The 13,689-nt window shown below is 31.4% G+C and carries 14 protein-coding genes; 9 read left to right on the top strand and 5 right to left on the bottom strand.

What is annotated here, in order from left to right:
• Together HMPREF2629_RS07710 and HMPREF2629_RS07705 are read right to left on the bottom strand one after the other, a co-directional pair.
• Positions 1–841, bottom strand: an 841-nt coding sequence (locus tag HMPREF2629_RS07710; RefSeq protein ID WP_070813253.1) for a pyridoxal-phosphate-dependent aminotransferase family protein, incomplete at its 3' end; no start/stop codon positions are given.
• 103 nt (positions 842–944) lie between these two features.
• A complete protein-coding gene (locus HMPREF2629_RS07705) occupies positions 945–1,388 on the bottom strand; it encodes an OsmC family protein (RefSeq protein WP_017176107.1) in 444 nt (147 codons plus the stop codon).
• A 78-nt stretch (positions 1,389–1,466) separates the two neighbouring features.
• On the opposite strand from HMPREF2629_RS07705, the gene HMPREF2629_RS07700 reads away from it, so the two are divergent.
• Positions 1,467–2,213 carry a glycerophosphodiester phosphodiesterase gene (locus HMPREF2629_RS07700; protein WP_017176108.1) on the top strand — a complete coding sequence of 249 codons (747 nt, stop codon included), beginning with the start codon at positions 1,467–1,469 and terminating at the stop codon, positions 2,211–2,213.
• A gap of 51 nt (positions 2,214–2,264) precedes the next feature.
• On the opposite strand, the gene rpsD is transcribed toward HMPREF2629_RS07700, so the two are convergent.
• Both rpsD and HMPREF2629_RS07690 read right to left on the bottom strand, forming a co-directional pair.
• A complete protein-coding gene (gene rpsD / locus HMPREF2629_RS07695; RefSeq protein WP_017176109.1) occupies positions 2,265–2,867 on the bottom strand; it encodes a 30S ribosomal protein S4 in 603 nt (200 codons plus the stop codon).
• A gap of 231 nt (positions 2,868–3,098) precedes the next feature.
• Entirely contained in the window at positions 3,099–3,566 is a 468-nt protein-coding gene (locus HMPREF2629_RS07690; protein ID WP_019835459.1) for a GAF domain-containing protein, read from the bottom strand.
• A 131-nt stretch (positions 3,567–3,697) separates the two neighbouring features.
• Here HMPREF2629_RS07690 and ezrA point away from each other — a divergent pair, with 131 nt between their 5' ends.
• From ezrA to HMPREF2629_RS07655, 7 genes are all read left to right on the top strand, one after another.
• The gene (gene ezrA, locus HMPREF2629_RS07685) at positions 3,698–5,392 is read left to right on the top strand and encodes a septation ring formation regulator EzrA (RefSeq protein ID WP_054105800.1); all 1,695 of its coding nucleotides are present in this window, start codon (positions 3,698–3,700) and stop codon (positions 5,390–5,392) included.
• A gap of 164 nt (positions 5,393–5,556) precedes the next feature.
• Positions 5,557–6,693, top strand: coding sequence for a cysteine desulfurase family protein (locus HMPREF2629_RS07680; protein WP_054105799.1), 1,137 nt, complete (start codon positions 5,557–5,559; stop codon positions 6,691–6,693).
• A complete protein-coding gene (gene thiI, locus HMPREF2629_RS07675; RefSeq protein WP_049413796.1) occupies positions 6,694–7,917 on the top strand; it encodes a tRNA uracil 4-sulfurtransferase ThiI in 1,224 nt (407 codons plus the stop codon).
• A gap of 30 nt (positions 7,918–7,947) precedes the next feature.
• Positions 7,948–8,733, top strand: a complete 786-nt coding sequence (locus tag HMPREF2629_RS07670; RefSeq protein WP_080979090.1) for a sulfite exporter TauE/SafE family protein — start codon at positions 7,948–7,950, stop codon at positions 8,731–8,733.
• A 93-nt stretch (positions 8,734–8,826) separates the two neighbouring features.
• Entirely contained in the window at positions 8,827–9,321 is a 495-nt protein-coding gene (tpx, locus tag HMPREF2629_RS07665; protein ID WP_002448307.1) for a thiol peroxidase, read from the top strand.
• A 123-nt stretch (positions 9,322–9,444) separates the two neighbouring features.
• Positions 9,445–10,392, top strand: a complete 948-nt coding sequence (locus tag HMPREF2629_RS07660; protein ID WP_019835454.1) for a class I SAM-dependent methyltransferase — start codon at positions 9,445–9,447, stop codon at positions 10,390–10,392.
• 82 nt (positions 10,393–10,474) lie between these two features.
• On the top strand, positions 10,475–11,671 hold the full coding sequence (locus tag HMPREF2629_RS07655) for an acetate kinase (RefSeq protein WP_019835453.1): 1,197 nt from the start codon (positions 10,475–10,477) through the stop codon (positions 11,669–11,671).
• Between the two features lie 181 nt (positions 11,672–11,852).
• Here HMPREF2629_RS07655 and HMPREF2629_RS07650 read toward each other — a convergent pair whose 3' ends face one another.
• Positions 11,853–12,350: a universal stress protein gene (locus tag HMPREF2629_RS07650; RefSeq protein ID WP_048761525.1), complete on the bottom strand. Its 498-nt coding sequence runs from the start codon at positions 12,348–12,350 to the stop codon at positions 11,853–11,855.
• A 152-nt stretch (positions 12,351–12,502) separates the two neighbouring features.
• On the opposite strand from HMPREF2629_RS07650, the gene ald reads away from it, so the two are divergent.
• Positions 12,503–13,621 (top strand): alanine dehydrogenase, encoded by a 1,119-nt coding sequence (gene ald / locus HMPREF2629_RS07645; RefSeq protein WP_049379582.1) that lies wholly within the window; start codon positions 12,503–12,505, stop codon positions 13,619–13,621.
• Positions 13,622–13,689: the final 68 nt, after the last annotated feature.

Raw genomic sequence — 13,689 nt, 5'->3', positions numbered from 1 at the left:
TTTCTCTTAAACCATCTCTAATCGAGTAATGTCTGTGAATGGTATTGTTAAATCCTTCTTTTTTAATAAGTGCAGCATAAGCGTTAACCGCTCTAAATAATCCAACATTTGGTGTGAATGGAGTAGAATTTTGTTCAATAGAATCAAAGTACTTATTTAAATTTAAATAAAAACGTGGTGTTTTAACTGCTTTAAATCGCTCTTGTGCACGATGATTATAAGCAACAAAAGATAGGCCAGGCGGTAACATTAAAGCTTTCTGGCTACCTGACACGAGTACATCAATATTGTCTCTTTCTAAATCGACATCAACGGCACCAATACAACTTACGCCATCGACAACGAAGTAAATGTCTTGATTGAATGCTTTAATCACTTTTCCTAATTTGTGTATAGGGTGAAGTACAGCAGTAGAAGTCTCGCAAAATTGGGTGAATACAGCAGTAATATCATGTTTAAGTGAATGTAAATATGTTTCAAATGCTTCAATGTCGACCGCTTTTCCCCATTCAACATCATAAACATGTACATTCTTATAATATGTTTCAGCAATTTGTTTAAAACGATTGCCAAATGCACCTGATACAATGACTACAAAATGATCCTCGGGATTGACTATATTTAACATACTAGCTTCTAAGACGCTAGTACCACTTGAAGTAAGAATCATTACTTTATTTTTAGTTCCAAAAATAGGTTTTAAATGATTAAATGCTTCTTCTGCGATAGCTTCAAAATCTGAAGAACGATGGCCTACCATTGATAAATTAAGTGCATGTGTGATTTCATCAGGTACAGGGGTTGGTCCAGGTGTTAATAATAAGGGTTCATAATAATACATCGTAAATCTTCCTCCTGATATAAGATTTTTTAATTTTACCAAATATTCTGAAAATTTAAAAGTCTAAAATAAAAAGCGGCAGTTAAATCGACCGCTTTTAGTTCTAATCTTGAATGGTTGCTTGAATTTCTATTTTAACGTTGTTTCGAATTGAGTTAGATATCATACAATGATGATCAGCAATATCTAATAGTTTAGGAAGTCGTTTATTAAGATGCGTTTTTTCTTCTTCTGTAAGAGATATTGTTGGATAATGAGTGATTTTTTCCATTTTAAATTTTCCATTTTCAAACACTGCGCTTCCAATTGACTTAATTTCTAAATGAATATTAGTAAATTTAGCTCTTTCAAGTGTAGCAGCTAAAGAGATAATATAACATGATGAGGCTGCTGCAACTAACATTTCATCGGGATTTGTCCCAGTTCCATTACCACCAAGTGAAGAGGGAATAGAAATTTGCTCAGAAATTACATCGCCATTAACTTTACCGATTTCTTCACGACCTCCACGCCATGACGTATGAACTACAAAATCGTGTTTAACCATTATTATTGACCTCCTATATCATTATGGTAATTTAAGTGTAGTTGAACATATAATTAATTTAAAGGATGGTATTTAAAAATGAAAATACAAAAGCCTAATACATCATTTCAAATCGTTGCACACCGTGGATTATCGCAGAAATATCCTGAAAATACGGTAGAAGGTTTTAAAGCAGCCCTTATGCAACATATTGATATGTTAGAAATTGATGTACATTTTACAAAAGATAAACAATTAGTAGTCATTCATGACGATTCCATTGACCGCACATCGAATCAAAAGGGTAAAGTAAAAGATTTTACTTTAGAAGAATTAAAACAATTTGATTTTGGAATCAGACATGGTGAAACTTTTAAAAATACTCGTATTTCTACTTTTAGCGAAGTACTTTCATTATTTAAAAATTACTCTAAAACATTACTTATTGAAATAAAAAAACCAGAACAGTATCCTGGCATTGAAAAAGCGTTACTTGAGGAACTCGATAAATTTCAAATTCCCTCTCATAGAGTCATTATTCAGTCATTTGATGTGGAAAGTGTTAAAAGAATGTCTGAATACACAAAGAAATATGCACTAGGTGTTTTAATAAGTAAAAAGCAATACTGGTACAAACAACCTGATTTTGAAAATATAGCTTCTTTTGCACAATTTATAAATCCTAACTATAAATTAATAAATAAAAAATTTATCAAGCGTGCTCATGAACATCATCTTAAAGTAATACCTTATACAGTAAATAACATGAAAGATGTGAAAAAATTGATTCATTTAGGAGTAGATGGAATTATCTCAGATATACCAGATGATATATTTAAATTATAAATAAAAAACCACCCTGACCAAAATGGAAAGGGTGGTAGAATATTAATCAACTTATCTTGAGTAGTACTCAACGATTAATTGTTCATTAATTTCAGCTGGTAATTCACTACGTTCTGGTAAGCGAACGAAAGTACCTTTTAAGCTGTCAGCATCGAAATCTAAATATTCTGGTACGAAATTGTTGATTTCAACAGATTCTTTAATGATATCTAAGTTTTGTGATTTTTCACGAACTGAGATAACTTGACCAGGTTTTAAAGTGTATGATGGGATGTCAACACGTTTACCATCAACTTCAATGTGACCATGGCCAACTAATTGACGAGCTTGACGACGTGTACGTGCTAAACCTAATGAGTAAACTACTGCATCTAAACGGCTAGCTAATAAAATCATGAAGTTTTCACCGTGTACACCGTGCTGTTTACCAGCAATATCAAATGTGTTACGGAATTGTCTTTCAGTCATTCCATATAAATAACGTAATTTTTGTTTTTCACGTAATTGTAAACCATATTCTGATAATTTTTTACGTTGGTTTGGACCATGTTGTCCTGGTGCGTAAGGACGTTTTTCTAATTCTTTACCAGTACCACTTAATGAGATACCTAAACGACGAGATTTTTTCCAGTTAGAACCTCTGAAACGAGCCATAATAAGACTCCTCCTTTTTCTTTTTTGTTGGAATGAATAAACAAAAAAGAGTGTTGTATGCTCATTAAGATATATTGTTTTATGTGTCTTCACCTTATAGCTACAGTTACATGACACGTCCACATCGGGAACAACATAGAGCTTAATAATATACAACTGCTATTTTCGTTAATTCACACAAAATTCATTGTACCATTATTTTTTAAAGTGTCAAGGAATCATTTAAATTTATTATTTTGATAATTGGTGTTCTAAGATAGAAACTATCTCTTCAAGTCCTTGTTGATCGCCTTTACTAAATCGTTGTGTAATAGGCGCATCTATATCTAACACGCCGATTATTTCATTATCAACATGAATTGGAACGACAATTTCAGATTTACTATTAGCATCGCAAGCGATGTGACCAGGAAATGTATTTACATCATCGACAAGTTGTGTTTGGTTATTTGCAACAGCAGTTCCACATACACCTTTTCCTATAGAGATATGCACGCAAGCAGGATGCCCTTGGAAAGGACCTAAAATAAGTTCATTATTTTCAATTAAATAAAATCCTACCCAATTGATTTGATCTAAGTTGTCATTGAGTAAAGCTGAAGTATTACTTAAAATTGCAATTAGATTTGTTTCATCTTCAATAAGACTTGCAAGTTGTTTACCTAATAAGTTGTAATTTGTTTCTTTAGTTGTCGTCATATAAAAACCTCTCTATGTAATATTTTGATTATTAGTATAAATGTAAAAATTTTTTCAATCAATTCTTTGAATTTTATTTTAATGACGGGATAAGATACGTTATAATAATGATAATATAGGAGGAGAATGAGATGGTTTTATACATTATATTAGCAATTATTATTATTATATTGATTGCTGTCGGTATTATGTTTTATTTACGTTCTAACAAACGTAAAATGGTTGAGCAAGCAGAAGAACGTAAATTAAAAGTTCAACAGTTACCTTTTGAAGATAATTTAGAAAAGTTATCAGCTTTAAACCTTAAAGGTGAAACGAGAACAAAATACGACGCGTTAAAACAAGATACATTAGATCACACTAATAACTATTTAGCACCAGTAGAAGAAAAAATTCATGACGCTGAGCTTCAACTTGATAAATTCCAATTTGCAGGAGCTCAAACTGAAATTGATGACGCTCATGAATTAATGGATAGATATGAAGCTGGTTATCAGTCACAAGTAGATGAAGTAAATGAAATTCTTTCTCTACATAAAGATAACGAAGCAATCTATGAAAAATGTAAAATAGATTATCGTGAAATGAAAAGAGATGTTTTAGCAAATAGACATCAATTTGGAGAAGCGGCAGCTCCTCTTGAAAAACGTATTGAGGCTTTTGAACCAGAACTTGATCAGTATGACATGCTGAAAGAAGAAGGTAACTATGTACAAGCTCATAATCATATTAATGGATTAAATGAATCTATTAATGAAACAAAAAGATACATGGATGAAATTCCTGATTTAATTAGAGAAACTCAAAAAGAGTTACCAGGACAATTCCAAGATTTAAAATATGGTTGTAGAGATTTAAAAGTAAATGGTTATGACTTGGATCATGTAAAAATTGATGGTACATTACAAAGCTTAAAAACTGAATTAAATTTTGTAGAACCTATGATTAGTCGTCTTGAATTACAGGAAGCTAATGATAAATTGCAACAAATTAATGATAAGCTTGATGAAATGTATGATTTAATTGAGCATGAAGTAAAAGCTAAAAATGAAGTTGAAGAAACAAAAGAAGATATTACAAATGAATTATTCAAAGCGAGAGAAATGAACTATACGCTTAGAACAGAAATCGACTATATACGAGAAAACTATTTCATTAATGAAAGTGATGTTCATAGTATTAGACAACATGAAAATGAAATTCAAAATCTAGTTGTAGTATATGATGATATTCTAAAAGAAATGTCTAAATCTGCTGTGAGATACAGTGAAGTAAAAGATAATTTAGAATACTTAGATGAACATGTAAAAGTGATTAATGAAGAACAAGAAAAATTACAAAATCATCTGATTCAACTTAGAGAAGATGAAGCTGAGGCTGAAGATAATCTATTAAAAATTCAATCGAAAAAAGAAGAGATTTATCGTCGACTTCTTGCTTCAAACCTAACAAGTGTTCCAGAGCGATTTGTTATTATGAAAAATGAAATCGACCATGAAGTAAGAGCGGTCAGCGAACAATTTAACGAACGTCCGCTTCATGTTAAACAACTTAAAGATAAAGTTTCAAAAATTGTAATTCAAATGAATACTTTTGAAGATGAAGCGAATGATATATTAGTCAATGCAGTCTATGCAGAACGATTAATTCAATATGGAAACAGATATCGTAAAGATCATCATAGTGTAGATAAAAGTTTAAACGAAGCAGAACGTTTATTTAAAAATAACCGTTATAAGCGCTCAATTGAAGTATCAGAGCAAGCACTTGAAAGCGTAGAACCTGGTATAAAAAAACATATTGAAAATGAAGTAATTAAAGGATAATACATTTTTATAATTAGAGAATGACCTAGACATCCACATATTTCTAGGTTATTCTCTTTTATTTTTTTTAAAAAATAGTATAATGCTTGAGTGTCTATTTTTAAGTCGAGAAATCTAAAATATGTTTTAGATATGTTATTGATGAAAGTGAGTGTTCTATATATATGATTTATTTAGATAATGCTGCCACAACAAAACCAAACCCAGCGGTTTTAGCTTCATTTCTAAAAGTAAGTGAGAAAGCTTATTATAATGCTAATAGTCCTCATCAAATGGGCTTACAATCAGAAAAAATATTATTACAGGCTAAGTCGCGTGTAAAAGAGATGTTAAACCTCAATAATAATACTGATGTCATTTTCACAAGTGGTGCCACTGAGTCTAATAATATTGCACTCAAAGGTATTGCATTAAGAAAAAAACAGTTTGCGAATGTAATCATTACCTCAGTATTAGAACATCCATCAGTATTAGAAGTGATGCGTTATTTAGAAACACAAGGATTTATATTGAAATATGTGAATGTGACTCCAAATGGTCAAATAGATATTAATCATTTAGAACAATTAATGACGGATAATGTGGGCTTAGTTACATGTATGTATGTCAATAATGTTATGGGACAAATACAACCGATAAAAGAAATTGGATCATTATTAAAACAATATCCTAAGGCACATTTTCACGTAGATGGCGTACAGGCTTTAGGGAAAATTCCAATGCAATTAGAGAATGTAAATAGTGTAAGTTTTAGTGGTCATAAATTTAATGGTTTAAAAGGTCAAGGCATATTAGTTATCGATAATAAGGAAAAAATTGAACCGACAGTATTTGGCGGTGGCCAGGAATATGGAATTAGAAGTGGCACTGTAAATTTAGCAATGAATGTTTCACTTGTGAAAGCAATGGAAATTGCAATTCAAAATTTAAATGAGCTTAATCATCGTCTATCACGTTATAATAAAGTAATTAGAGAAAGTTTAAGTCAATATAAAGGAGTGTATATTAATTCTCCAGAAAATAGTGCTCCGCATATTTTAAATATTGCTTTTCCAGGAGTAAAAGGAGAAGTACTTGTTAATGCGTTCTCAAAATTGGATATTATGGTGTCGACTACAAGTGCATGTTCGTCTAAAAGAGAAAAATTAAATGAAGTTTTGTTAGCAATGGACATCGAGGACAACAGAATAGAGGGAAGCGTTCGCTTATCCATGGGTGAAACTACAACAGAAAAAGATATCGAACAATTTAAAGATAAATTTAAATTAATCTATGCTCAAATAAAGGAGTTGTTGAAATAAATGAAATATGATCATATTTTGGTAAGATATGGAGAACTTACGTTAAAAGGAACAAATAGAAAAAGATTCACAAATGTATTAAAAGAAAATGTGATTCAGTCATTACGTTCATTAGAAGGTACACGAGTTAAATGTGAGAGAGATCGCATGTTTATCTCGCTTTTTGAGGAAGCAAATGTAAATGAAGTCATGAATCGTTTAACAAAGATATTTGGCATAAAATCTATTAGTCCAGTATTTAAAACAACACAAAATCTTGAAGATATAAAACAACTTTGTGTTTCGTTAGCTAAAGACTTTGCAAATGGAGATACTTTTAAAATTGATGTAAAACGTGTAGATAAATCATTTTCATTAGATACGTATCAACTACAAAGAGAACTAGGTGGTGTCATTTTAAAATCAGTTGATCATTTAAAAGTAGATGTTAAACGTCCGACACATAATATTAAAGTGGAAGTACGTAAAGAAGGCGTATATATCTATACTAAAGTTATCGATGGTGCTGGCGGATTACCTACAGGTACAGGTGGTAAAACACTTCTTCAGTTATCAGGTGGGATTGATTCACCAGTAGCTGGTATGGAAATGATGAAACGTGGCGTAAAAATAGAAGCTATTCATTTTCACAGTCCACCATTTACAAGTGAAAAAGCGAAAGACAAAGTGATTGAATTGACACGCATACTATCTGAACGTGTAGGACCCATTAAATTACATATTGTTCCTTTCACAGCACTTCAAAAACAAATCAATAAGTCTGTGCATCCACGATATACCATGACTTCTACTAGACGCATGATGTTACGAGTGACAGATATTATTTTAGAACGTATTGGAGCGAACGCTATCGTAAATGGTGAAAATTTAGGTCAAGTAGCTAGTCAAACATTAAAGAGCATGTACGCAATCAATGATGTTACATCTACTCCTATTTTAAGACCACTTATTTCTTTAGATAAAGAAGACATTATAAAAAAAGCAAAAGAAATAGGAACATTTGAAGTTTCAATACAGCCTTATGAGGATTGCTGTACGATTTTTACGCCTAAAAACCCTGTAACTGAACCAGATTTTGATAAAGTTGTTAAATATGAAAGTGTGTTTAACTTTGATAATCTTGTTCAAGAAGCAGCAGACAATGTAGAAACAATAGAGATTAATAAAGATTATAAAACTGAAAAAGATAAAAGTACTGATGCACTCATTGATGAATTATTTTAATATGAAAGTATTAAAGTAATTTAATAAGGGGTGGGCGTTATAGAACTAAGTTTTCATATTATTTTCATTATTATTAGTTTTGGTTTCTTGGCAGCATTTATAGATGCTGTTGTAGGTGGCGGTGGCTTAATATCAATTCCTGCACTCTTAGCTATAGGAATGCCGCCATCATTAGCATTAGGTACAAACAAATTAGCAAGTGCGTTTGGCTCATTAACGAGTGCAATCAAATTTTTAAAATCTGGAAATGTTGATAAAAAAATAGTATTTAGACTATTTCCGTTTGTATTTATATTTGCAGTTGGTGGAGCAAGTTTAGCTACTTTCTTGCCATCAGATGTTTTGAAACCACTCGTTATAGTCATATTGACACTTGTTTTAATTTACACCATTTTTAAGAAAGAATGGGGTAATGTCAGAACGTTCTCTAAATTTACTATTAGTAAAGCGATTGCCTTTATATCACTTCTGCTTTTAATTGGATTTTATGACGGATTCTTAGGCGGAGGTACTGGATCATTTATGTTATTTGTATTATTAATGTTTGGATTTGATTTTTTAAGTGCAGCTGGTAATGCAAAAGTATTAAACTTTGCTTCAAACGTTGGTGCATTAACATTATTTATTATTCTTGGTCAAGTAAATATAGCATATGGATTAATTATGGCAGTCAGTATGGTGATTGGGTCGTATACTGGTGCACATTTTGCAATCAAAAAAGGTGTAGGATATGTCAAAATTTTATTTATAATAGTTACCATTTTACTCATTTTAAAAAATACCTTTGATTATATCATGCAAATCATTTCAAATTAAAATAGTAGTTAGTGTTTTAAATGATTGAAATAAGTTTAAATACTATCGTATCATTAAACTATAATTTAAATAACTAATGGGAGGTCATATAATATGACAGAAATTACTTTTAAAAATAACCCTATACATTTAGAAGGAACTGAGGTTTCAAAAGGAGATGTGGCTCCTAATTTTAAAGTTTTGGATAATAGTTTAAATGAAGTTACTTTAGATAATTTTAAAGGGCAAAAGAAATTGATTAGTGTTGTTCCTTCTATTGATACTGGCGTATGTGATCAACAAACTCGCAAATTTAATGAAGAAGCTTCTCAAGAAAATGGTGTAGTACTTACAATTTCAGCGGATTTACCTTTCGCTCAAAAAAGATGGTGTGCATCAAATGGTCTAGAAAATGTAATTACGTTAAGTGACCATAAAGATTTATCATTTGGTGAGCATTATGGTGTTGTTATGAAAGAAATGAGATTATTAGCGCGTTCTGTTTTCGTATTAGATGAAAACAATCATGTAGTTTATAAAGAGTTAGTTCAAGAAGGTACTGATTTTCCAAATTTCGAGGCTGCTTTAGAAGCTTATCGTAATATTTAAGTCACTATTAAATGATTAAATTAAAGATATAATACTAATATTGTCCATATGTATTTTAAAATGAATGATTTCGTTTTAAGACATTTGCATTATGGACATTTTTTTATTGGAAAGGAATTGAATATGGCAGAAGAACAAACTATTATGGAAAGATTATTCCGAACTTTAGATGATAAAGCTAAGTCGTTAAATGAAGAAAATGGTCAAAGCTTTATAGAAAATTTAGGTTTAGCAATGGAAGATGTATATCGTAATCAACGTACTCTATTAGAACAAGCAACGCTTCAAGATCGTCGAAAAGCATTTCAATTTGCTTACTTAAGCTTATTACAAGAAGAAAATATTCAGGCAAATCATCAAATTACACCAGATTCTATTGGCTTAATTTTAGGTTTTTTAGTACAAAAATTTATAGAAAATAATAAAGAATTACAGATTGTTGATATTGCAAGTGGAGCTGGTCATTTAAGCGCTACAGTGAATGAAGTATTAAAAGATAGCGAAGTTATGCATCACTTAATTGAAGTAGATCCTGTTTTATCGAGAGTTAGTGTGCATCTAGCGAATTTTTTAGAAATACCGTTTGATGTGTATCCTCAAGATGCGATTATGCCATTACCATTGGAGGAAGCTGATGTGGTTGTTGGAGATTTTCCTATTGGATATTATCCTTTAGATGAACGTAGTAAAGAAATGAAACTTGGATTTGAAGAAGGCCATAGTTATTCACACTTTTTACTCATCGAACAAGCCGTCTATGCTTTAAAACAAAGTGGCTATGCTTTTTTAGTAGTACCTAGTAATATTTTTGAAGATGAACATGTGAAACAGTTACAAAATTTTATTACTACAGAAACTGAAATGCAAGCATTTTTAAACCTTCCTAAAACATTGTTTAAAAATGAAAATGCACGTAAATCAATTTTAATACTACAAAAGAAAAAAGCAAATGAAACTAAGCCTGTAGAAGTGTTATTAGCTAATATTCCGGATTTTAAAAATCCTAATCAATTCCATGGTTTTATTAACGAATTAAATGAGTGGATGGACGCAAATCATTCACAAAAATAAACTGTGATATTCTTGAATTACTTCTGTATTAGTGGTTAAATAGATATGGATATTTAATATATAAATTGGAGGACAATGAATCATGTCTAAATTAGTTTTAGCGATTAATGCGGGAAGTTCTTCTTTAAAGTTCCAACTTATCAGAATGCCTGAAGAAGAATTAGTTACAAAGGGCTTAATTGAGCGTATTGGTATTAAAGATTCAATATTTACTATTGAAGTAAATGGTGAAAAAGTAAAAAGAGTTAAAGATATTAAAGATCATGAAGAGGCAATTAATATCATGTTAGATAGCTTCAAAAAACATGGTATTATTAATGATATTAATGATATTGCTGGTACAGGGCATCGTGTTGTTCATGGTGGAGAATTATTCCCTAAATCTGCTTTAGTCACTGATGAAGTAGAAGAAAAAATTGAGTCATTAAGTGAATTAGCGCCATTACATAATCCTGCAAACTTAATGGGAGTTCGTGCCTTTAGAAAGTTATTACCTAATATTCCACATGTTGTAGTTTTTGATACTTCATTCCATCAAACTATGCCAGAAAGTTCTTATTTGTATAGTTTACCATATAACTATTACGAAGATTTTGGTATTCGTAAATACGGTTTCCATGGTACAAGCCATAAATATGTATCACGTCGTGCGGCTGATATTTTAGAAAAACCTATTGAAGAATTACGTATTATTTCTTGTCATATTGGTAATGGTGCGTCAATTGCTGCAATTGATGGTGGGAAATCTATCGATACATCAATGGGCTTCACTCCATTAGCAGGTGTAACAATGGGTACACGTTCAGGAGATATTGATCCAGCTTTAATTCCATTTATTATGGAAAAAACAGGTAAAACTGCTGATGAAGTTTTAACAGTTTTAAACAAAGAATCTGGATTATTAGGTATCTCTGGTACTTCAAGTGATTTACGTGATTTATTAGGTGAAGCTGCCAATGGCGATGAACGAGCTGAACTTGCTTTAGATATTTTTGCTTCTAGAATTCACAAATACATTGGTTCTTATGCTGCTAGAATGCATGGCGTTGATGTTATTGTCTTCACAGCAGGTGTCGGTGAAAATTCATCACCAATACGTGCTAAAATTTTAGAAGGCTTAGAGTTTATGGGTGTTTATTGGGATCCTAAGAAAAATGAATCTACTCACGGTGAAGAAGCTTTCATAAATTACCCACACTCTCCAGTTAAAGTAATTGTTGTTCCAACTAATGAAGAAGTCATGATTGCAAGAGACACAGTAAAATTCGGTGAATTATAAGATATATTAAAAAAACGATGAGATTAAACTTATCTCATCGTTTTTTAGAATATAACAGGGGAATAGAACAAAAGTCATGTTGAATTTGTTGTCCCACTCTAATGTTGTATCTCTAACATATTAAAGAGGTCTGAGACATAAGGAATTGTCTCAGACCTCTTTATTTACATACATTACTTTATTAAGAAAATTGTTTTCTAAATTCAGGAGTTGCAACTTCAGGTTGGAAATCTTCTGGAATTTCTTCAGTACGCACGACAAGTACATCACATGGTGCATGACGAACGATTGCTTCTGAAACAGAACCAACGATAAATCGTTCTACTGCATTTAATCCTGAAGTACCACACATTATTAAATCGACACCTAATTCATTTGCTAACTTTTTAGGTATAATCGCTTTAGGTGATCCAAATTCTAAACGAGTTTCTACATTTGTAACACCTGCACGTGAAGCAACTTCCTTATAGCCTTTTAAAAGTTCATCAGAAAAACCTTTAGATTTTTCCGTGAATTGAGCATCGTACACTTCATAAGAAGAGTAAGTTCTTGAATCGATAATATTAACAATAGTTAATTGAGCATCATTACGTTTAGCAACGTCTACAGCTTTGTTGAAAGCCCATTCTGCTTCATGTGAACCATCAACTGCGATTAAAATGTTTTTATAAGTTAACATCTTAAGTCCCCCTTAACTTTTCTTAATTCAATTTTAACATAAATTTCTGAATATTTAATATTTATAATTCAACAATTATGTGGACATTGTGTATCTTTGGTGATTGCGCTTTCATTACTTTAGCGTTACCATAAGAAGTGGAGGTGGATGGAATGAAAATCGGTATTCCAAAAGAAATAAAAAATAATGAGAATAGAGTAGGTTTATCACCAAGTGGTATACATGCATTAGTTGAACAAGGACATACAGTACTTGTTGAAACAAACGCAGGTTCTGGTTCATATTTTGAAGACGAAGATTATAAACAGGCTGGTGCAGAAATAGTTAATGATGCAAAAACAACTTGGGATGTAGACATGGTGATTAAAGTAAAAGAACCATTAGAAGAAGAATATAAATATTTCAGAGAAGGTCTTATCTTATTCACATACTTACATCTTGCTAATGAAGAAAAACTTACTCAAGCATTAGTTGATAATAAAGTAGTAAGTATTGCCTACGAAACAGTTCAATTACCAGATCGTTCTTTACCTTTATTAACACCAATGAGTGAAGTTGCAGGACGTATGTCAGCTCAAATTGGTGCAGAATTCTTACAAAAAATTAACGGTGGAATGGGTATTTTACTTGGTGGCGTGCCAGGTGTACCAAAAGGCAAAGTTACTATTATTGGTGGCGGTCAAGCAGGTACAAATGCTGCTAAAATTGCTTTAGGATTAGGTGCAGATGTAACTATTTTAGATGTAAATCCTAAACGTTTAGCGGAATTAGAAGATTTGTTTGACGGTCGTGTTAATACAATAATGTCTAATCCACTTAATATTGAAAATGCAGTTAAAGAAAGTGACTTAGTTATTGGTGCAGTATTAATTCCTGGAGCGAAAGCACCAAGTTTAGTTACTGAAGATATGATTAAACAAATGAAAGACGGTTCAGTAGTAGTCGACATTGCTATTGACCAAGGTGGGATCTTTGAAACTACTGATAAAATCACGACACATGATGATCCAACTTATGTTAAACATGGTGTTGTACATTATGCAGTAGCGAATATGCCTGGTGCAGTTCCACGTACGTCTACTATTGCTCTTAATAATGCTACTTTACCTTATGCACAGTTACTTGCTAATAAAGGTTATAAAGAGGCATTTAAAGCAAATCAACCTCTGTCATTAGGTTTAAATACGTATAAAGGTTATGTAACTAATAAAGGTGTTGCAGAAGCTTTTGATTTAACTTATACATCTATTGAAGATGCATTAAAAGAATAATCTAAATTAATTCAATAAAAAGCGGAATAGCATTCTTTATGAGTGCCTATTCCGCTTTTTTGATATAA

This window comes from Staphylococcus sp. HMSC034C12, assembly GCF_001835895.1.
GTDB classification, from domain to species: Bacteria; Bacillota; Bacilli; order Staphylococcales; family Staphylococcaceae; genus Staphylococcus; species Staphylococcus hominis.
The sequence above is the reverse complement of the archived record's forward strand: the minus strand, read 5'-3'. Positions and strand labels throughout refer to the sequence as shown.

What these genes read in the sequence shown, in the direction of transcription:
- HMPREF2629_RS07705 (WP_017176107.1), bottom strand. Translation starts at nt 1,388, where the DNA reads ATGGTTAAACACGATTTTGTAGTTCATACGTCATGGCGTGGAGGTCGT.
- HMPREF2629_RS07700 (WP_017176108.1), top strand. Translation starts at nt 1,467, where the DNA reads ATGAAAATACAAAAGCCTAATACATCATTTCAAATCGTTGCACACCGT.
- rpsD (WP_017176109.1), bottom strand. Translation starts at nt 2,867, where the DNA reads ATGGCTCGTTTCAGAGGTTCTAACTGGAAAAAATCTCGTCGTTTAGGT.
- HMPREF2629_RS07690 (WP_019835459.1), bottom strand. Translation starts at nt 3,566, where the DNA reads ATGACGACAACTAAAGAAACAAATTACAACTTATTAGGTAAACAACTT.
- ezrA (WP_054105800.1), top strand. Translation starts at nt 3,698, where the DNA reads ATGGTTTTATACATTATATTAGCAATTATTATTATTATATTGATTGCT.
- HMPREF2629_RS07680 (WP_054105799.1), top strand. Translation starts at nt 5,557, where the DNA reads ATGATTTATTTAGATAATGCTGCCACAACAAAACCAAACCCAGCGGTT.
- thiI (WP_049413796.1), top strand. Translation starts at nt 6,694, where the DNA reads ATGAAATATGATCATATTTTGGTAAGATATGGAGAACTTACGTTAAAA.
- tpx (WP_002448307.1), top strand. Translation starts at nt 8,827, where the DNA reads ATGACAGAAATTACTTTTAAAAATAACCCTATACATTTAGAAGGAACT.
- HMPREF2629_RS07660 (WP_019835454.1), top strand. Translation starts at nt 9,445, where the DNA reads ATGGCAGAAGAACAAACTATTATGGAAAGATTATTCCGAACTTTAGAT.
- HMPREF2629_RS07655 (WP_019835453.1), top strand. Translation starts at nt 10,475, where the DNA reads ATGTCTAAATTAGTTTTAGCGATTAATGCGGGAAGTTCTTCTTTAAAG.
- HMPREF2629_RS07650 (WP_048761525.1), bottom strand. Translation starts at nt 12,350, where the DNA reads ATGTTAACTTATAAAAACATTTTAATCGCAGTTGATGGTTCACATGAA.
- ald (WP_049379582.1), top strand. Translation starts at nt 12,503, where the DNA reads ATGAAAATCGGTATTCCAAAAGAAATAAAAAATAATGAGAATAGAGTA.